The organism is Bordetella tumulicola, assembly GCF_054779135.1.
Genome location: NZ_BAAGYU010000011.1, coordinates 394,303 through 412,835 on the forward strand (window position 1 = coordinate 394,303; position 18,533 = coordinate 412,835).

An 18,533-nucleotide genomic window follows, 5' to 3' on the forward strand; every position below is an offset into this window, starting at 1 on the left:
GGTCAAGAATGGGAAGATTCGATAAACATCGCGTCACCGTAGCTGAAAAAGCGGTAGCGTTCGGCGACAGCGTGTGCGTAGGCGCGGCGGATGGGGTCGACACCGGCCAGGGCCGATACCAGCATCAGGAGCGTGGATTGCGGCAAATGAAAGTTGGTGATGAGCGCGTCAACCACTTGATAGCGGTAGCCGGGCGTGATGAATAGACGCGTGTCGCCCTGTACGGGCATCAATGGGGCATCGGCGCCCGCCGGGTTTTGCGCGGCGGCCGATTCCAGGGCGCGTACGCTGGTGGTGCCGACGGCGATAACCCGCCCGCCCCGAACGCGTGTGCGCGCGATGGCGTCGATCACGGATTGGCCGACGGTATACCACTCGGCGTGCATGATGTGATCCGCCAGATTGTCGACGCGCACCGGTTGAAAGGTGCCGGCTCCCACGTGCAGGGTGACAAAAGCGCGTTCCACGCCCAGGTCCGCGACGCGATCCAGCATGGCCTGGTCAAAGTGCAGGCCCGCCGTGGGCGCGGCAACCGCGCCCGGCTCGCGTGCGTAGACGGTCTGGTAGCGCGACTCGTCGGTGGCATCCGCCGCATGAGTGATGTAGGGCGGCAACGGTGTGGCGCCATGGGCGTCCAGCAGATCCAGTACGGGGGCCGGGAAACGCAGGTCAAAAAGCTCGCCCTCCCGGCCTAGCACGGTGACGTCGAATGCCTCGGCCAGGTGCAGTGTCATGCCGGGGCCGGGCGATTTGCTGGCGCGTACATGGGCCAATGCGCGGTCGGATTCGATGATGCGCTCGACCAGGACTTCGACCTTGCCGCCGGTGGCCTTTTGGCCGCTGAGGCGGGCCTTGATGACGCGCGTATCGTTAAAAACAAGCAGATCACCCGGGCGCAGTAGATTTGTCAGATCGGGGAACACCCGATCGTGCAAAGCGCCCGTGGCATCCAGGTGCAGCAAGCGGCTGCCGTCGCGCTGTGCCGCAGGGGTCTGGGCAATGAGCTCGGGGGGCAGGAAATAGTCGAAATCGGAAACAGAAAAGGTCGAGGACACGCGGTGCAATTCAAGTAAGGCGCCAGGGAATGCCCGGGGAATCAGCCAAGGGCAGGCGCGAATAGGGCCATATTGTAAGTGCTGATCGCGAAACGCCCATGTTTCGGTATGCTTGCGTCTTTGATTGGATGGGTATCGTGGCGAGCGGAGCATGACAAGGCGGGCGGACAAGCGAAACGGATGGGTGAGGCGATGGTTGGCGGCGTGCGCCCTGTTGGGGGCCGCTGTGGCGGTGCAGGCTCAGGGCGTGATGCCCGATGAGTTGAGCCGCGCCTGGCGGGCCTCGGGATTGCCGGACGAGTCCTTGTCTTTAATCGTCCAGGAGCTTGGCGGGCCGCGCATGATGGCCATCAACGCGACGGAGCCGCGTAACCCCGCCTCGGTGATGAAGCTAGTGACCACGTGGTCCGCCCTGGCGGAACTAGGGCCCAACTATGTATGGCGTACCGATTTTCTGGTTGCGCCGGGCGTGCGACCCGACGCGCATGGCGCGCTGTCGGGGCCGTTGTACCTGCGAGCGGGCGGTGATCCCTATTTGTTGATGCAAGACATGTGGACTCTGTTGCGTGAGCTACGGCTGCGCGGGGTCAAGAAAATCGGTGATCTCGTTATCGACCGCAGTATTTTTGGCCAGGTCGCGACTGACCCCGGGGCGTTTGATGGCGCGCCGGACCGGGCTTACAACGCGAGCCCGGATGCCTTGATGGTGGGGTTTGGCGCGCTACGCCTACTCTTCACGCCTGACCAGGTTGCACAAAAATGGGTGCCGATCGTTGATCCTCCTCTACCGGGCTTGCGGCTGGAGGGGGAGGTGCAATGGAGTTCGGCGCGCTGCCCCGGTCCGCCGATCGTGACCACCGATCCGGTGCTGACGCAGCAAGGAGTGACGATCCGCCTGGGAGGCACCGTGGCGGGCTCTTGCGGCGAGTTCAGTCTGTATCGGTTGGCGCTGTCGCAGCCGGAGTTTGCGGAGTCCCTGTTCCGGATGTTGTGGAGAGAGCTGGGCGGTACGTTCACGGGCAAGATTCGGGCAGGAAAAGTGCCTTCTGACGCCGTGGTGCTAGCGTCGCACGAGTCTGCCCCGTTGGGCGAGGCGATCCGTCAGATCAACAAGCGAAGTAATAACGTCATGGCCCGTACGGTGCTGTTGACATTGGGCGCCGAGCGCGGTGCGCGGCCGGCGACCACGCAGACGAGCGAGGCCGTGGCCAAGTCGGTGCTGTCCTCGCAAGGGCTGAATATGCCCGAACTGATCATGGATAACGGGGCGGGTTTGTCGCGCGACGCGCGTGTGTCGGCGGAAAGCCTGGCATCGATGTTGACGCTGGCCTGGCACTCGCCGCTGATGCCCGAGTTTATATCGTCGCTATCGATCGCTGGCGTAGACGGGACGATGCGGCGGCGCTTGAAAGGGGACGAGACGGTCGGGATGGCTCACCTCAAGACCGGTTCGCTGCGTGACGTCCGTGCGGTGGCGGGCTATGTAATGGGCGTCAGTGGCAAGCGCTACGTGGTCGTCAGCATGGTCAACGATCCGAACGCGGGTAAGGTGCGCGCCTTTGATGACGCGCTGATCGCCTGGCTGGCGGCTCAGTAAAATCTCAACAAGGGGTCGCCTGGCGCATGGAGGCCGCGTAAATGACCGGCATCAAGCCGGCAAACGGTTTACGATTGCGCTATCTGGCAACCGGGCGGCATGGCCGTGATAAGGGCAGGACACAATACTCCCGTATATTGCCCCGCTCCGACCCGCTTGAATTGCTGCCCTTTGTTTCCTGGAGATTTCCGCTCATGCCCGTGCATGAAATCCGTCATCCGCTGATTCGCCACAAGCTTGGCATCATGCGCCGCGCTGACCTCAGCACCAAAAGTTTCCGTGAATTGTCCCAAGAAGTCGGAGCGCTGCTGACGTATGAGGCCTCGAAAGATCTGCCTCTGGCGGCGTCTACCGTTGAAGGCTGGTGCGGCACCGTCGCGGTCGAGAAAATCGCGGGCAAGAAAGTGACCGTGGTTCCTATCCTTCGGGCAGGGATTGGCATGCTGGATGGCGTGCTAAGTTTGATCCCCGGCGCCAAAGTGAGTGTCGTCGGCGTGGCCCGCAATGAAGAAACCCTGCAGGCCCATACATATCTGGAGCGTTTGGTGGGCGAGCTGGATCAGCGCCTGGCGCTGATCGTTGACCCCATGTTGGCCACGGGCGGTTCGATGGTCGCCACCATCGATATGCTCAAGCGCGCCGGCTGTCGCGAGATTCGGGCGCTGGTGCTGGTGGCAGCACCACGGGGTATTCAGGCCGTGTTGGACCTCCACCCGGACGTCCATATCTATACCGCTTCGATAGATGAAGGCCTGAACGAACACGGCTACATCATTCCCGGCTTGGGCGATGCTGGCGACCGCATCTTCGGCACGAAGCAAAAAACCGAGTAGGGCTGCGCAGGCAGTAAAGGAGGGCGGGTGCCCGATGTCGCGTCTGCGCCAGAAAGCACCCGTTTGTCAGCCTGGCCTCGGCCCAGTGTCTCAGCTCATCACCGTCGGCGCGTCGCCCTCAGCACGTCACCCTCAGGCGGCGAGCGCCTCACGCTGGCCTTGTTCGTAGCGGCCAAACCAGTGGAGTTGCCGAGCGAGGCCGGCGACTTCGCCCACGATCAACAGGGCCGGAGAACGCACCTCGTGGCTGCGCGCCACCGCGGCAAGTTCGGCCAGTTGGCCGGCCACGACGCGCTGTTCGGGACGGCTGCCGTTCTCGATCAGGGCAAAGGGGGTATCGCCCGCGCGGCCATGGCTGATCAGGCGGTGGGATAGGGTTTCCAGTTGCCCCACCCCCATATAGAACGCCAGTGTTTGATGCTCGCGCGCCAATCCGGCCCAGTCGAGCGTGTCTTCGTCTTCGCGGCAATGCGCGGTGACCAGACGCACGGATTGCGCATGATCGCGATGGGTCAGTGGGATACCCGCATAGGCGGCACAGGCCAGGGCGGCCGTAATGCCGGGCACGACTTCGTAGGGCACACGGTGCGCGCGCAGATACTCGAGTTCTTCGCCGCCACGGCCAAAAATAAACGCGTCGCCGCCTTTGAGGCGCACCACGCGGCGACCCGCTTGAGCGTGTTCGATCAGCAAGGCGTGAATGCGCGCCTGGGTGGCGTTGTGGTCTTCGCCCGGAAGTTTGCCCACGGAGACGCGGTCGGCATCGCGGCGGGCCAGCGCCAGCACGGCGGAGCTGACCAGTCGGTCGTACAGGATGATGTCGGCCTCATTCAATGCGCGCAAGGCTTTCAGTGTCAGCAACCCGGGATCGCCTGGCCCGGCACCCACTAGCACCACACTGCCACGGCTGGTGGCTTGCGGGGCGTCGAGTTCGGTTTTCAATACGCGTTCGGCTTCGGCGGGTTGCTGTTGGCGCAGCAAACTCGCCACAGGGCCATCGAGCAGCCAGTCGTAAAAATGACGACGCTGTTTCAGGTCTGGCCGACGCTCGCGGATGCGAGGGCGGTAACGCGCGGCGAGTGCGGCCAAAGATCCCAATGAATGATCAAAGAGGGATTCAATTCGCTCGCGCATTCGTCGCGCCAGCACTGGCGCGACGCCCGATGACGAAATCGCCACGATCAGGGGTGAGCGATCGACGATGGAGGGCACTTGAAACGACGATAGCTCAGCATCATCGACCACATTACTGAAAATGCGACGAGCTTGTGCCGCTTCGGAGACTGCGGCATTGACTGCCCGGTCATCGGTGGCCGCGACGACCAGCCAGGCGTCATCCAGCCATTCCGGCTGAAACGCGCCCGCCAGGACATGGATGCGGCCTTGTGCGGCCCACTGCGCCAACGCGGGCGTCAGCTCGGGTGCGCCGACCTGCACCTCGGCCGAGGCTTCAAGCAGCACTTGAACCTTGCGTTCGGCGACGTCTCCGCCGCCGACGACCAGTACGCGTCGACCCTGCAAGTCAGCAAATAAGGGGAAAAGCTTCATGAAGTGATCAGCCTGGCGGGACGTACCCGCATACATCAACGATCATAGGGACAGCATTACATCTCTACAACTTTTGATTTATTGGATTGATATAACGACAAGTGATTAAGCGACGCCTCCCGGCTTGCCGCCCAGCCATTGCGCCATGTCGACGACTTCGCGCGCCACATCGCCCAGACGCCGTTGGCTTTGCATGGCGCGTTCACGCAGCAGCCGGTGCGCTTGTTCTTCGGAAACGCCGCGTAACTCCATCAGCAATCCCTTGGCACGCTCGATGGATTGGCGATCCGCCAGCCGCAGGCGCGCGTCGGCCAGTTCGCTGCGGCGCGCGCGTTCGACCGCACCGCGTTCGATGGCCACAGTCAATAGCAGTTGGATGCGTTCGGGGGGCACGGCGCCCACCACATAGGCGGCCACGCCGGCTTTCAAGGCGGCACGGATCGTCTCACGGTTGCCGTCATCGGTAAACATGACAACGGGTCGCGCGCTGTATTCGCTGGCGACACAGACGTCTTCCAGCGTATCTCGGGCCGGGGCATCGGCGTCAATGAGCACCACATCGGGTTCAAGTTGATTAATGGTCTCGGCCAGATCCATGCCCGCGGGACGCTCGGCGACGACGCGCACGCCGGCCGCCGCCAGCGTTTCTCGCAAGGACGCGGTGCGCCCGTCTCCGTCGGTGAGAAGCATGACCTTAAGCATGATGACTCCTGTTCATCCGGATAGATGCAAGATCCGTGCCATCAGGTGACCGTTGTCCAGTCGGTGCGTTCTACGCGCGTCGAAAACACCCCAGTCGGGTAAAGGCACTGCGGTCGACGCGTGTGTTTGCCCACAGATGGGGCGGTGGGCACGGAAACGGTGAGTTGCGCTGCGGTTTATGCGCCAGTGTGGTGCATGAGCGAGTCCATGCTCGAAGCCTGCTCGCGAAAACCGCAGTTGGCATGATGTTTGCTTCTTGATGCCTGGAGGCCAATGGCGGTCTCCGATCGTTGGCGCGAGACCTTCCGCTGGTCTGTCGCGCGGCGACTCAATATGAACAATGGCGTTCTGCACATCCCGTCAGGTGGTTACCTGCGGGTGCAGGACGCTTTTTTTTGGAGTCCCCAATGACCGGCATGCCCCGCAAGATTGATCTGGCTACCGCCCCCATTGAGCAGGTAGGCGCTGCGAATGCGCAGCGTCGCAAATGGTTGGGCAATACGGCCAAGGCCGTGGCGGGTGCGGGGCTGCTGAACATGGTCGACCCATTGGTGCGGGCGGGGGCGTGGGCGGCTGGTACGGACGCACCCGAGAAAACCGAGGTGCGCATTGGCTTTATCCCCCTGACGGATTGCGCGTCTGTGGTGATGGCGTCGGTATTGGGTATTGATCAAAAGTACGGCGTGAAGATTGTTCCCACCAAAGAAGCCTCATGGGCGGGCGTGCGCGACAAACTGATCAATGGTGAATTGGATTTCGCACACGTGCTGTATGGCTTGGTGTATGGCGTGCATCTGGGCATTGGCGGTCCAAAGAAAGAGATGGCGGTCCTGATGAGCCTGAGCCAGAACGGCCAGGGCATCACGCTGTCATCCAAACTTCACGAGGCGGGGGTGACAGATGGCGAGTCGCTGCGACAGCTGATGCAGACCGACAAGCGCACCTATACCTACGCGCAGACGTTTCCCACGGGCACGCATGCCATGTGGCTGTACTACTGGCTGGCGGCCAATGGAATTAATCCGATGCAGGATGCGCGTGCGATCACGGTGCCGCCTCCGCAGATGGTGGCCAATATGCGCGTGGGCAATATGGATGGCTTTTGTGTGGGCGAGCCTTGGGGCGCACGCGCCATCATGGATCGCATCGGTTTTACGGCGGCGACGACGCAGCAGATCTGGGCCGATCATCCCGAGAAAGTGTTGGGCACGACATCAGCGTTTGTCAGCACGAATCCAAATACCGCTCGCGCCGTGACGGCCGCCGTGATCGAGGCGGGAAAGTGGATTGATGCTTCCCCTGACAATCGTCGCAAGACGGCCGAAACGATTGCGGCAAAGTCCTATGTCAATACGGCTGTCGATGCCATCGTTGATCGCATGCTGGGTCGATATACCAATGGCCTGGGCAAGACGTGGGATGACGCGCATGCGATGCGCTTTTACGGCGACGGTGAGGCGTCCTTTCCCTATCTGAGCGATGGCATGTGGTTCCTGACGCAGCACAAGCGCTGGGGTTTGCTAAAGGCGCATCCGGACTATCAAACGGTGGCGCAGGCGATCAATCGCATCGATGTGTATAAGCAAGCCGCGACGGCCTCGGGGGCGTCGCTGCCCGATAGCGAGTCGCGCGTGTCTGTCTTGATGGACGGTGTGCGATGGGATGGCAGCAATCCGGTGGCTTACGCCGATAGTTTCCAGATCAAAGCTTGATAAGGGGCATGTGATGTCGACGACTTTGGCCACCGAGATGTCGTCTCGCCAGATCGCCTGGCGTGCGGCGATGGAGCGTCTGTTGCGTGTGGCGGTTGGACCGCTGGCGGGTTTCGCGTTGCTAGTGCTGATCTGGCAGGCCATTGCCATGTCGATCCCGGAGATTCCCACACCCGGTGTGACCTGGGATGCCGCGCGGGACCTGTTTGCGGATCCGTTCTATGACAACGGTCCCAACGATCAAGGCATCGGTTGGAACGTATTGGCGTCGTTGCAGCGCGTCGCGATTGGCTTTGGCCTGGCGGCGCTGGTGGGGATTCCCGCGGGATTCGTGATGGGACGCTACGCGGCGGCCAGCGCCATGTTTTCGCCGATTGTCAGTCTGTTGAGACCCGTATCGCCATTGGCGTGGTTGCCGCTGGGGTTGTTGTTGTTCAAAGGGGCAAATCCCGCCGCGATCTGGGCGATTTTTATCTGTTCGATCTGGCCCATGGTGATCAACACCGCGGCGGGCGTGGCACGTGTTCCTCAGGACTACTTGAACGTCGCGCGCGTGTTGAATCTGTCGGAATGGCAGGTGGTGACCAAAGTTCTGCTGCCGTCGGTGTTGCCGCACATCTTGACCGGCGTGCGTCTATCGATTGGCACGGCCTGGTTGGTGATCGTGGCCGCCGAAATGTTGACAGGCGGCACGGGGATTGGCTTTTGGTTATGGGACGAGTGGAACAACCTGAAGGTCGAACACATCGTCATCGCCATTTTCGTGATCGGCATTGTCGGGTTGCTGCTGGAGACCGCGTTGGTGCGGCTGGCGCGTCGTTTTGCTTACACCGAGGAGTGACATGATGGAAAAGTTTGTGCGTATCGAAAACGTCGGCCAGACTTTTGTGACGTCTCGTGGGACGTTCGTCGCGCTACGCGATGTCAATCTGACTGTGGCGCAAGGCGAGTTTATTTCCCTGATTGGCCATTCGGGCTGCGGTAAATCCACGCTGTTGAATCTAGTTGCGGGTCTGACGCGGCCGACATCAGGCGTGTTGCTGTGTGCCGAGCGCGAAATCGCCGGGCCTGGCCCGGATCGCGCGGTCGTGTTCCAGAATCATTCGTTGTTGCCATGGCTGACCTGTTTTCAAAACGTGCATCTGGCGGTGCAGCGTGTCTTCGGCGCGATCGAAACCAAAGCTCAGCTCGCGCAACGCACCCATGCCGCCCTGGAACTAGTGGGCCTGGCGCATGCGCAAGCCAAATTGCCTGGCGAAATATCGGGGGGGATGAAGCAGCGCGTGGGCATTGCCCGCGCGTTGGCCATTGAGCCAAAAGTCTTGTTGATGGATGAGCCTTTTGGCGCGCTGGATGCCTTGACCCGCGCCCATTTACAGGACGAGTTGCAGAAGATCGTGGCGGCCACGCGCAGCACCACCATCATGGTGACGCACGATGTCGACGAGGCAGTCCTGCTGTCCGATCGTATTGTCATGTTGACGAATGGACCGGCAGCCACGATCGGCGAGGTCTTGACGGTGCCGCTCGCGCGCCCGCGTGATCGCGTGGCCCTGTCGGGTGATCCGGCGTATCTGGCTTGCCGTACCGCGGTGGTGGATTTTCTGCATCGCCGCTACGGCAATCCGACTTTGTCACACAAGTCCACCGTGGTGGCGAGCGTAAGCGAGCCTGACGAAACCCTCGAAATCGCCAGCGGTTGAGGCCGCAACGCAAAACAAGCAACGACGCAATACGAGTAACACGAGAGACATCATGGAAAAGAAACTGAAACTGGTGATGGTGGGCAATGGAATGGCCGGCGTACGTACGCTGGAAGAACTGCTGAAAATTGCCCCTGATCTGTACGACATCACGGTGTTCGGCTCCGAGCCGTATCCCAATTACAACCGCATTCTGCTCTCGCCGGTATTGACGGGTGAGCAGACCTTGAAAGATATCGTACTCAATGATGTGGACTGGTACCAATCCAATGGGATCGATCTGCGCATGAACTGCAAGGTTGAACGCATCAATCGCGCGCGCCGCATCGTGATTGGAGAAGACGGCAGCGAGGTGCCCTACGATCGCCTGTTGCTGGCGACGGGCTCGAATCCGTTCATCTTGCCCGTGCCCGGAAAGGATCTGGAGGGCGTGGTGACGTTTCGCGATATCCGTGATGTCAACTTGATGATCGAAGCCGCCCGCACACATAAGCGCGCGGTGGTGATCGGCGGCGGGTTGCTAGGCCTGGAGGCGGCCAGCGGTCTGGCCGCGCGCGGTATGGATGTGTCGGTGGTGCACTTGGGACCAGGCTTGCTGGATCGTCAGTTGGATCCGCAGGCGGCTTTGCTGTTGCAGCGGAGTCTGGAGTCTCGTGGTTTGAAATTCTTGATGCCGCGCCAGACCGAAGCCCTGCTCGGCAGTGACGACGGTCGTGTGCGCGCCGTGCGCTTTGCCAACGGTGAAGAGATTGAGTCGGATCTGGTGGTGATGGCCGTCGGTATCCGTCCTAACACCGAGCTGGCCGAGAGTTGCGGGCTGTATGTGAATCGTGGCGTCGTGGTCAGCGACACCCTGCAAACCTATGACCCTTTGATTTATGCGGTGGGCGAGTGCGTCAGCCATCGCGGCACGGCCTATGGTCTGGTGGCACCCTTGTTCGAGCAGGCCAAAGTCGCGGCCAACCATCTGGCGTTGTATGGCATTGGCCGATACGAAGGCAGCGTGACCTCGACCAAACTGAAAGTCACCGGGATCGATGTGTTCTCGGCGGGAGATTTTTTGGGTGGCCAGGGGACGGAAGAAATCACCCTGGCCGATCCTGTGGGCGGCGTCTACAAGAAATTGGTGCTGAAAGACGACAAGCTCGTCGGGGCCTGCCTATACGGCGACACGGCCGACGGCGCGTGGTATTTCCGGTTGATACGCGAAGGCAAGCAACTGGAGTCGATGCGCGATCAACTGATGTTTGGAGAGAGCGCGATCGGTGGCGATACGGGTCATTCCGGCGAAAACCGTGCGATCGGCATGGCCGATACGGCGGAAGTCTGCGGCTGCAATGGCGTATGCAAGGGCACTATCGTCAAGGCGATCCGTGACAAAGGTCTGTTTACAGTGGATGAGGTGAAAAAGCACACCAAAGCGGCCAGTTCTTGCGGGTCGTGCACGGGGTTGGTCGAGCAGATCCTGATCAATTGCGTGGGTGGCGCGGCCGACGTCAAACCCAAATCCGCCAAGCCCATTTGCGGTTGCACGGATTTGACCCACGGCGAGATACGCAAAGCCATCCGCGACCATCATCTCGTGACGATTCCCAACGCCATGCATTTCATGGATTGGCGTACGCCCGATGGCTGCACGACATGCCGCCCGGCGCTGAACTACTACTTGTTGTCCACCTGGCCCGGCGAGGCCCGCGACGATAGTCAGTCGCGATTGGCCAACGAACGTATGCACGCCAACATCCAGAAAGATGGCACGTATTCGGTGGTGCCACGCATGTGGGGCGGGGTGACCAACCCGTCCGAACTGCGGCGCATTGCCGACGTCGCCGACAAATATTCGATCCCGATGGTCAAGGTCACGGGCGGTCAACGCATCGACTTGCTGGGCGTGAAAAAAGAGGACCTGCCCAAGGTCTGGGCCGACCTCGACATGCCTTCTGGCCACGCGTACGGCAAGAGTTTACGTACCGTGAAAACGTGCGTGGGCAGCGAATTTTGCCGTTTCGGCACGCAAGACTCCACTGGCATGGGCATTGCGCTGGAAAAAGACCTGGTAGGCATGTGGAGTCCGCACAAGGTCAAACTGGCGGTCTCCGGATGTCCGCGTAATTGCGCCGAGTCTGGTATCAAGGACGTCGGCATCATCGCCGTGGACTCCGGTTGGGAGCTCTACGTAGGAGGCAATGGGGGCATCAAGACCGAGGTGGCGCAATTTTTCGTCAAGGTCAAAACGGCCGAAGAAGTCCTGGAATATAGCGGCGCATTTTTGCAGCTGTATCGCGAGGAAGCGTTCTATCTAGAGCGTACCGTGCACTACCTGGCGCGCGTGGGCCTGGAGCACGCGAAGGCTCGCGTGGTCGAAGACGCGGCCAATCGTGCGGAACTCTACTCGCGCTTGAAATTCGCCATTTCCTTCGAGAAGGATCCTTGGGAAGAGCGGCGTGAGACTCAGCCTGCCGCACGCGAATTCCAGTCGCTGACTGTCTAACTTTTTCCTGGATGACTGACATCATGTCGCAAGCCGCTACCTGCCAATGGCGCAGCATTTGCCATATTAATGACATCCCTCCGTTGGGCGCACGCGTCGTCCAGCGGCCCGGCCAAGAGAACGTGGCGATTTTTCGCACGAGTGACGATCAGGTTTTTGCTGTGGTCGATCGGTGCCCGCATAAGGGAGGCCCGTTATCGGCGGGCCTGGTGCATGGCCATTCGGTGGCTTGCCCTCTGCATGGATGGGTGCTGGACCTGACCAGTGGTCAGGCCCAGGCGCCTGATGAGGGCTGTGTACAGACCTTGCCGATCAAGATCGATGGCGGTGCGATTTCTCTCGCGCTGGACGAGGACTGAGGCGCATGGATACGGTGTCGCTGCATCTGGGGACGCGCGCGGGGGCGACGGGCGAGCGCACCGTGAGTTCGGTTTGCTGCTATTGCGGCACGGGTTGTGGGGTACGTGTGACGGCGCAGGACGCGCGCGTGTTGCGTGTCGAGGGAGATCCCGATCACCCGGCGAATCGCGGAAAACTGTGCAGCAAGGGCCTGATGCTGGCCGATACCGTTCGGCGTGACGAGGCCCGCGTGCTGCGTGCGCAATGGCGCCCCGAGCGCGGTCGCGAGCGCTCGCCGGTCCCATTGTCGGATGCCCTGGATCTCGCGGCAGGCAAGCTGGCGACTGCCATTCAGTTGTACGGGCCCGACTCGGTGGGGTTTTATCTGTCGGGTCAATTGCTCACCGAGGACTACGCGGTTTTCAATAAGTTGGCGCGCGCATTGGTCGGTACGAACAACATCGATACCAACTCACGTTTATGCATGTCCAGCGCGGTCTCGGGCTACAAATTGACGCTGGGCGCTGATGCGCCGCCTGCCTGCTATGACGACCTGGAGTTGGCCGACACGGTGCTGATTGCGGGTTCCAATATGGCCTATGCCCACCCGGTGCTGTTTCGCCGGCTCGAGGTCGCCAAGGCTGCGCGCCCAGAGATGAAGATCATCGTGATCGATCCACGTCGCACCGATACCACGGCGCTGGCCGATCTGCATTTACCTATCGTGCCAGGCACGGATGTCGCGCTGTTCCATGCCATGTTGAATGTCATGGTGTGGGACGGGTTGATTGATGCGGCGTATATCGCCGCGCACACGGCAGGTTTTGATGCCCTGAAATCCCGCGTGCAGGAGTTCACGCCGCGGGCAGCACAGGACGTGTGCGGCGTGCCCGCGGCCGATATCGCGCTGGCGGCGCGCTGGTTTGGTCAGGCGGGTGCGGCGCTGTCGCTGTATACGATGGGACTGAATCAATCCAGTAGCGGCACGGCCAAAAACGGCGCGTTAATCAATCTGCATCTGGCGACGGGGCAGATTGGCCGTCCGGGGGCGGGCCCATTTTCCCTGACGGGGCAACCCAATGCCATGGGAGGGCGAGAGGCCGGCGGGATGGCGACGTTGCTGCCAGGTCATCGAGACCCGGGTATATCGGCGCATCGCCAGGAGGTCGCCGCGTTGTGGGGCGTAGACCAATTACCCGAGACGGCCGGCAAGCCCGCATTGGAAATGTTCGACGCGGTACTCGACGGGCAGATCAAGGTGCTGTGGATCGCGGCCACCAATCCAGCCCAGTCACTGCCTGATCAAGCCAAGGTGCGCGCGGCGCTGCAAAGGGCCGAGTTCGTGATCGTTCAGGAGGCCTATGCGGGCACTGAAACGCTGGCCTATGCTGATCTGGTGCTGCCTGCGGCGACCTGGCCGGAAAAATCCGGCACGTTGACGAATTCCGAGCGTCGTATCAGTCGCGTGCGCAGCGCCGTGCCGCCGCCCGGTGATGCCCGGCCGGATTGGCAATTGGCCGTGGGGGTGGCGCAACGTTTGGCGCGATTGATCGCGCCCGGTAAGGGAGCTTTGTTCGATTATGCCGATGAAAGCGCGGTGTTTGCCGAGCATGCGCGTACGACGGCAGGGCGCGATCTGGATTACAGCGCGGTGGACTACGCCTTGCTGGATCGCACGGGACCCGTGCAGTGGCCGTATCGCGATGGCGTATCGACGGCGCGTTTGTACACCGATGGGCAGTTTGCGACAGCGGATGGACGCGCGCGCTTTTACGATACGGGCTATATGCCCGTCGCCGAGGCAGTGTCGGCGCCTTTCCCTTTGCGATTAACGACGGGCCGATTACGCGATCACTGGCACACCATGACGCGAACAGGCTTGTCCGCGGCGCTGACGCGGCATGTCGAGGAGCCCTGGTTATCGCTGCATCCGATTGACCTGGAGCGCGCCAAGTTGCAAGCAGGTAGCCTGGCGCGCGTGAAGTCGCGTCGCGGTTCGATGGTGTTGCCGGTGCGTGCCGACGATGCGCTCAGACCAGGCCATGTTTTCTTGCCGATGCACTGGGGCAGTGCCTTTATGGCCGGCCTGGGCGTGAATGCATTGACGAATCCCGCTCGCGATCCCGTATCTCGCCAGCCCGAGCTCAAGCATGCGGCGGTGGCCATCGCGCCCGCGCATTTGCCATGGCAGGTCATGGGATGGCTGGCGGGAGACCCATCGGTGTTGCGAGCGCAATTGGCGCCCTGGTTGCGTCGTTTCGATTATGCCGTGGTGCTGCCCTGCGCCGTCGGACCGGGGGTTCGATTGCGTTTGGCAGCCGATTCGCCGCCGCCCGACCATGTGCTGGATGCCCTGGCCCAGGCGCTGGGACTGGAGAAGCCCGACGCGGCATTTGACGACCCGTCGCGTGGCGTCCTGCGACGGGTGCGGTTGCAGGATGGCCTGCCGACGGCATTTTTGCTGGCGGGCGATGTGCGCGCCCATGATGGCTTGCTGGCCTGGGCCGAAGGAGGCGCGGCACCGGCCAGCGTGGCCATGCTGCTGATGGGACGTAACCAGGCGGTGCCGCGTTCGCGTACGGTGTGCGCCTGCGTCGGTGTGACGGAGCAGGAGATCCTGGCGGGCACGCAATCCGGCCTGGATGCCGAGGGCCTCACGGCCAAATTGGGGTGTGGCACGGGTTGCGGCTCGTGCATGCCGGAAGTTCGTCGTCTTGCTGCATTGCATACCGCCTGAATTACACACGGCTTGAAACGTGAAACATGCGTAAACGGTGTAGCATCAATCCGTCTGGTATTGGTGCCACGACTTTTTTTTGCGTTTCCTGGAGTCTTGCGTAGTGACACGAAATTTTTCTTTTTGGGTCTTGGCGGGATGCGCCAGTCTGGTCACGCCGGCCGCGATGGCCGGGGTATGCGATGCCCGCTTTATGCATGACGGGGGCGCCGTACAGCTCACCGGATCGGGCAATCTCAAGCTGGGGGCCGATCTGGGGTTTACAGAGGTCTCCAAGACGGACTCGGCAAACTGCCGCGCGCGGGTACAGGGGACGGCCATGTTCAGCTATGCCGGTTTGCCGGCCAGCCAGTCCAAGCTCGATTATCTGATGACGATCAAGCAAGGGCAAGCCACCTTTGTGCGATATGCCCAGGCGGGCGAGCAGCCGCGGTCCGAGGGGCAATTTGATTTACGGATGCTGGGGTTGTTTGCCTACGACCGGCAGATCACGGGGCAGGGGCAACGCATGCCCGGCGCCACCTATCGGCTCAATATCGGTAAAGAGGCGCCCGTAGGCGGGCAGCCCAGTACCGTGGTGCGCATCGGCGAGAAAACCGTCGGCGCAAAGGCCTCGCTGGATACGGCATTGGGGCGCCAATCGTGCTGGCCGATTCGTTATAGCCGTGATACCGATCCCACGATGGCCACATTCAAGGGATTGACACTACCCATTCCCGGTATGAAGACGACGGTAACCGACTGGTATTGCCCGGACGTGAGCCTGGTGATGCGCCAGGACATTGACCAGAGTGGCGTGAAGTCTGCCGTGGAAATTACGCAGGTCAGATAGCGCAAGATTGAAGGGGGGCTTGTGATTGGCGAGGGTGCCCCTATGTACAAGGTGGAAGGTTGGACGTCATATTTGTCTTGCAGCGAGCGCGCTGGCAGGCTGGTATGATGAACTCATCGCGACATACTCAGAGGAGCTTTTATGACTACACGACGTTCAGACGAAGCCGCTAAAGAAAAACTCATCGACAGCGTGAAAAGCAGCCTGAGCGATGCAGAAGACCTGCTGCGCGAGGCCGCCTCCAGTTCTGGCGACAAAGCATCCGAGTTGCGTGATCGGGCGATGGTGTCGCTCAAACGTACCCGCGAAGCCCTATACGATGCGCAAGACGCCGTGCTGGAACGTGGTCGCAAGGCGGCGCGTGCCACCGATGATTACGTGCACGACAATCCCTGGCAGGCGATTGGCGCCGCCGGTATGGCGGGCCTGTTGCTCGGCCTGTTGATCGCTCGCCGTTAAAGACATGGGCCGGCCTTGATCGGCTGGCCTGGTCTTGTCTATTTATGGGATTGCGTACCTCTATTTCTGGCGTAGGGAGCACCCTGCTTGGGTTGCTGCGCACGCGTCTGGAATTACTCTCTCTTGAGGCCGCCGAAGAAAAAACGCGGCTGATCAAGTTGCTGGGTATGGCGTTTGCCTCCTTGCTCTTTGTGACCTTGGCCGTGTTGGTGTTCACGGTCACGATCGCGGTGGCGTTTTGGCCCACCGAGGACCGTTATGTGGCGCTGGGCCTGCTGGCGGGGGTGTATGCCCTGATCGGCATCGTGCTGTTATGGCTGATACGCCGCGAGCTGTTGTTCGGTGCCACGCCGTTTTCGGCCACTATTGAAGAACTGGGCCGCGATGCCGATCTGCTGGACCGTGTGCGGGCTGCTCAGGCCGAGGCGGATCACGCCGAGCAGGCCGAAAAAGCCGAACAAGAAGCACAAGACGAACGCGAGTTGCAGGCTCGTCGCGTGACCTCTCGACGAGGGCGGAGCTAAACGATGGCAAAATCTCCGACCGCCATGGATCGCGCTGTCCGTATTGAATTGCTGCGCGCGCGTGCAGCCTTAGAGCGAGAGTCCCTGGCACAAGATATCGCCGCGGCGAGTCGCTCGGTCCGGCCGGGCAGTTTGCTCAAGCGCTGGCTGCCGAGCCTGGCCAAAGGCAATGTGTCGCGTCTGATGTGGCAAGGCTTTACGCTGGCGCGGCGCTATCCTTTTGTCAGCTCTACGTTATCCGCCTTGATCATGGGGCGCGGTAAACGTGCGGGCTTGTTCAAATTGGCAGGCGGCGCCTTACTGGGTTGGCAGGCCTTCAAGGCTTGGCGCGGCAGCAAGCTTGAGGCCGGGGCCCACGCCGACCGCGACGCCTAGTGGCACTAAAGTAGGCCCTTATAAAGCAGGCCGTTGTCAATCAGGCCACTACAGCCCCAGTTCTCCCCACATCGCATCCACGCGTTGTTTGACGTCTGCGTCCATGGTGATGGGGCGACCCCATTCGCGGTCGGTTTCACCTGGCCATTTGTTGGTCGCGTCCAGCCCCATCTTGCCGCCCAGGCCGGATACCGGCGAGGCGAAATCCAGGTAATCAATCGGGGTGCGTTCCACCATGACGGTGTCGCGCACCGGATCCATGCGCGTAGTGATGGCCCAGATGACTTCTTTCCAGTCCCGGGCGTCGATGTCTTCGTCCACGACGACGATGAATTTCGTGTACATGAACTGGCGCAAGATACTCCATACGCCGAACATCACCCGCTTGGCATGGCCCGCGTATTGTTTGCGGATCGACACTACTGCCATTCGGTAACTGCAGCCCTCGGGCGGCAGATAGAAATCCACGATCTCGGGTAATTGACGACGCAAGAGCGGCACGAACACCTCGTTGAGCGCGACTCCCAGTACCGCCGGTTCATCGGGCGGCTTGCCCGTGTAGGTCGAGTGATAGACCGGGTTGCGGCGCAGGGTGATGCGATCCACTGTAAAGACGGGAAACCAATCCTGTTCGTTGTAATAACCCGTGTGGTCGCCGTAGGGGCCTTCGAGGGCCATTTCGTAGCCGGTCTGCGGCGGGGGCGTGACCCCTTCGGGGACAGTCGGCGCGACCGCGCGCGGATCGGTCGTGGGGAGCAGATGGCCTTCGAGCACGATCTCGGCCCAGGCGGGCACGGAAAGCTCGCTGCCCAGGGCCTGGGCGACTTCGGTGCGAGAGCCTCGCAACAAGCCGGCAAACTGGTATTCGGACAGACTGTCGGGGACGGGTGTGACGGCTCCCAGAATGGTGGCGGGATCGGTGCCCAGCGCCACGGCAACTGGAAACGGTGTGCCCGGATAGGCGCGTGCATGTTCGCGAAAATCGAGCGCGCCGCCACGATGCGACAGCCAGCGCATGATCAGCTTGTTGGGCGCAATCGGCTGTTGGCGATAAATCCCCAGATTCTGGCGGCGGGCATGAGGGCCGCGCGTGATGACCAGGCCCCACGTCAAGAGGGGCGCGACGTCACCGGGCCAGCAGGTCTGGATGGGCAGTCGGCTCAGATCGACATCGTTGCCTTCCCAGACGATCTCCTGGCAGGCGGGGCTGCGTATGCGCTTGGGGGCCATGTCCCAGAGCGCGGATTTCAGCATGGAGATTTTCCCGAAGGCGTCGCGCAGATTGCGCGGTGCCTCGGGTTCGCGCAGCGAGGCCAGTAGTTCCCCAGTTTCACGGAGCGCGCTGACGTCTTCGGCACCCATTCCCCAGGCAACACGCTTGGGCGTGCCAAACAGGTTGGCCAGCACGGGCATGCCGGCGGGCGCGCCATGGTGCGTGGCGTTTTCGAACAGCAGGGCGGGGCCCTCGGCACGCAGGACACGGTCGGCGATCTCGGTCATTTCGAGGTGCGTCGAGACCCGCGTGGCGATGCGTTTGAGTTCGCCCCGTTGCTCTAATTGCCGTAAAAAGTCTCTCAAGTCGCGGTATTTCACTACAGATCCAGGTCAATTCGTTACATTTTCGAG

16 protein-coding genes are annotated in these 18,533 nt (G+C 61.5%); 12 read left to right on the forward strand and 4 right to left on the reverse strand.

Annotated elements, in window-relative coordinates; all coding sequences use genetic code 11:
• Positions 1–2 precede the first annotated feature (2 nt).
• Positions 3–1,055, reverse strand: coding sequence for an S-adenosylmethionine:tRNA ribosyltransferase-isomerase (gene queA, locus ACYVDM_RS24055; protein WP_460475482.1), 1,053 nt, complete (start codon positions 1,053–1,055; stop codon positions 3–5).
• A gap of 151 nt (positions 1,056–1,206) precedes the next feature.
• On the opposite strand from queA, the gene dacB reads away from it, so the two are divergent.
• Together dacB and upp are read left to right on the forward strand one after the other, a co-directional pair.
• A complete protein-coding gene (gene dacB / locus ACYVDM_RS24060; protein WP_415792704.1) occupies positions 1,207–2,652 on the forward strand; it encodes a D-alanyl-D-alanine carboxypeptidase/D-alanyl-D-alanine endopeptidase in 1,446 nt (481 codons plus the stop codon).
• Positions 2,653–2,846: 194 nt separating this feature from the next.
• Complete coding sequence (gene upp / locus ACYVDM_RS24065; RefSeq protein WP_415792703.1) at positions 2,847–3,485, forward strand: uracil phosphoribosyltransferase; 639 nt, start codon at positions 2,847–2,849, stop codon at positions 3,483–3,485.
• 132 nt (positions 3,486–3,617) lie between these two features.
• Here the strand turns inward: upp and cysG are convergent, their stop codons facing one another.
• On the reverse strand, positions 3,618–5,033 hold the full coding sequence (gene cysG, locus ACYVDM_RS24070; protein WP_415792702.1) for a siroheme synthase CysG: 1,416 nt from the start codon (positions 5,031–5,033) through the stop codon (positions 3,618–3,620).
• A gap of 105 nt (positions 5,034–5,138) precedes the next feature.
• On the reverse strand, positions 5,139–5,735 hold the full coding sequence (locus ACYVDM_RS24075; RefSeq protein WP_415792701.1) for an ANTAR domain-containing response regulator: 597 nt from the start codon (positions 5,733–5,735) through the stop codon (positions 5,139–5,141).
• A gap of 416 nt (positions 5,736–6,151) precedes the next feature.
• On the opposite strand from ACYVDM_RS24075, the gene ACYVDM_RS24080 reads away from it, so the two are divergent.
• From ACYVDM_RS24080 to ACYVDM_RS24125, 10 genes are all read left to right on the forward strand, one after another.
• On the forward strand, positions 6,152–7,447 hold the full coding sequence (locus ACYVDM_RS24080; RefSeq protein ID WP_415792849.1) for a CmpA/NrtA family ABC transporter substrate-binding protein: 1,296 nt from the start codon (positions 6,152–6,154) through the stop codon (positions 7,445–7,447).
• Between the two features lie 70 nt (positions 7,448–7,517).
• Complete coding sequence (ntrB, locus tag ACYVDM_RS24085; RefSeq protein ID WP_415792848.1) at positions 7,518–8,288, forward strand: nitrate ABC transporter permease; 771 nt, start codon at positions 7,518–7,520, stop codon at positions 8,286–8,288.
• A 1-nt stretch (position 8,289) separates the two neighbouring features.
• Positions 8,290–9,150 carry an ABC transporter ATP-binding protein gene (locus ACYVDM_RS24090; RefSeq protein WP_415792700.1) on the forward strand — a complete coding sequence of 287 codons (861 nt, stop codon included), beginning with the start codon at positions 8,290–8,292 and terminating at the stop codon, positions 9,148–9,150.
• Positions 9,151–9,202: 52 nt separating this feature from the next.
• Complete coding sequence (gene nirB / locus ACYVDM_RS24095; protein WP_415792699.1) at positions 9,203–11,641, forward strand: nitrite reductase large subunit NirB; 2,439 nt, start codon at positions 9,203–9,205, stop codon at positions 11,639–11,641.
• Positions 11,642–11,664: 23 nt separating this feature from the next.
• Positions 11,665–12,000 (forward strand): nitrite reductase small subunit NirD, encoded by a 336-nt coding sequence (nirD, locus tag ACYVDM_RS24100; RefSeq protein WP_415792698.1) that lies wholly within the window; start codon positions 11,665–11,667, stop codon positions 11,998–12,000.
• A 5-nt stretch (positions 12,001–12,005) separates the two neighbouring features.
• Positions 12,006–14,717 (forward strand): nitrate reductase, encoded by a 2,712-nt coding sequence (locus ACYVDM_RS24105; RefSeq protein ID WP_415792697.1) that lies wholly within the window; start codon positions 12,006–12,008, stop codon positions 14,715–14,717.
• A 166-nt stretch (positions 14,718–14,883) separates the two neighbouring features.
• Entirely contained in the window at positions 14,884–15,549 is a 666-nt protein-coding gene (locus tag ACYVDM_RS24110; protein WP_415792847.1) for a hypothetical protein, read from the forward strand.
• A 141-nt stretch (positions 15,550–15,690) separates the two neighbouring features.
• Positions 15,691–16,008 (forward strand): ElaB/YgaM/YqjD family protein, encoded by a 318-nt coding sequence (locus ACYVDM_RS24115; RefSeq protein WP_415792696.1) that lies wholly within the window; start codon positions 15,691–15,693, stop codon positions 16,006–16,008.
• Positions 16,009–16,052: 44 nt separating this feature from the next.
• Positions 16,053–16,532: a phage holin family protein gene (locus ACYVDM_RS24120; RefSeq protein WP_415792695.1), complete on the forward strand. Its 480-nt coding sequence runs from the start codon at positions 16,053–16,055 to the stop codon at positions 16,530–16,532.
• 3 nt (positions 16,533–16,535) lie between these two features.
• Positions 16,536–16,907 carry a hypothetical protein gene (locus ACYVDM_RS24125; protein WP_415792694.1) on the forward strand — a complete coding sequence of 124 codons (372 nt, stop codon included), beginning with the start codon at positions 16,536–16,538 and terminating at the stop codon, positions 16,905–16,907.
• 48 nt (positions 16,908–16,955) lie between these two features.
• On the opposite strand, the gene ubiD is transcribed toward ACYVDM_RS24125, so the two are convergent.
• Positions 16,956–18,500 carry a 4-hydroxy-3-polyprenylbenzoate decarboxylase gene (gene ubiD / locus ACYVDM_RS24130; protein WP_415792693.1) on the reverse strand — a complete coding sequence of 515 codons (1,545 nt, stop codon included), beginning with the start codon at positions 18,498–18,500 and terminating at the stop codon, positions 16,956–16,958.
• Positions 18,501–18,533 lie beyond the last annotated feature (33 nt).

Excerpts from the sequence above, each read along its gene's own strand:
- dacB (WP_415792704.1), top strand. The coding sequence starts at position 1,207 with ATGACAAGGCGGGCGGACAAGCGAAACGGATGGGTGAGGCGATGGTTG.
- upp (WP_415792703.1), top strand. The coding sequence starts at position 2,847 with ATGCCCGTGCATGAAATCCGTCATCCGCTGATTCGCCACAAGCTTGGC.
- cysG (WP_415792702.1), bottom strand. The coding sequence starts at position 5,033 with ATGAAGCTTTTCCCCTTATTTGCTGACTTGCAGGGTCGACGCGTACTG.
- ACYVDM_RS24075 (WP_415792701.1), bottom strand. The coding sequence starts at position 5,735 with ATGCTTAAGGTCATGCTTCTCACCGACGGAGACGGGCGCACCGCGTCC.
- ACYVDM_RS24080 (WP_415792849.1), top strand. The coding sequence starts at position 6,152 with ATGCCCCGCAAGATTGATCTGGCTACCGCCCCCATTGAGCAGGTAGGC.
- ntrB (WP_415792848.1), top strand. The coding sequence starts at position 7,518 with ATGGAGCGTCTGTTGCGTGTGGCGGTTGGACCGCTGGCGGGTTTCGCG.
- ACYVDM_RS24090 (WP_415792700.1), top strand. The coding sequence starts at position 8,290 with ATGATGGAAAAGTTTGTGCGTATCGAAAACGTCGGCCAGACTTTTGTG.
- nirB (WP_415792699.1), top strand. The coding sequence starts at position 9,203 with ATGGAAAAGAAACTGAAACTGGTGATGGTGGGCAATGGAATGGCCGGC.
- nirD (WP_415792698.1), top strand. The coding sequence starts at position 11,665 with ATGTCGCAAGCCGCTACCTGCCAATGGCGCAGCATTTGCCATATTAAT.
- ACYVDM_RS24105 (WP_415792697.1), top strand. The coding sequence starts at position 12,006 with ATGGATACGGTGTCGCTGCATCTGGGGACGCGCGCGGGGGCGACGGGC.
- ACYVDM_RS24110 (WP_415792847.1), top strand. The coding sequence starts at position 14,884 with ATGGCCGGGGTATGCGATGCCCGCTTTATGCATGACGGGGGCGCCGTA.
- ACYVDM_RS24115 (WP_415792696.1), top strand. The coding sequence starts at position 15,691 with ATGACTACACGACGTTCAGACGAAGCCGCTAAAGAAAAACTCATCGAC.
- ACYVDM_RS24120 (WP_415792695.1), top strand. The coding sequence starts at position 16,053 with ATGGGATTGCGTACCTCTATTTCTGGCGTAGGGAGCACCCTGCTTGGG.
- ACYVDM_RS24125 (WP_415792694.1), top strand. The coding sequence starts at position 16,536 with ATGGCAAAATCTCCGACCGCCATGGATCGCGCTGTCCGTATTGAATTG.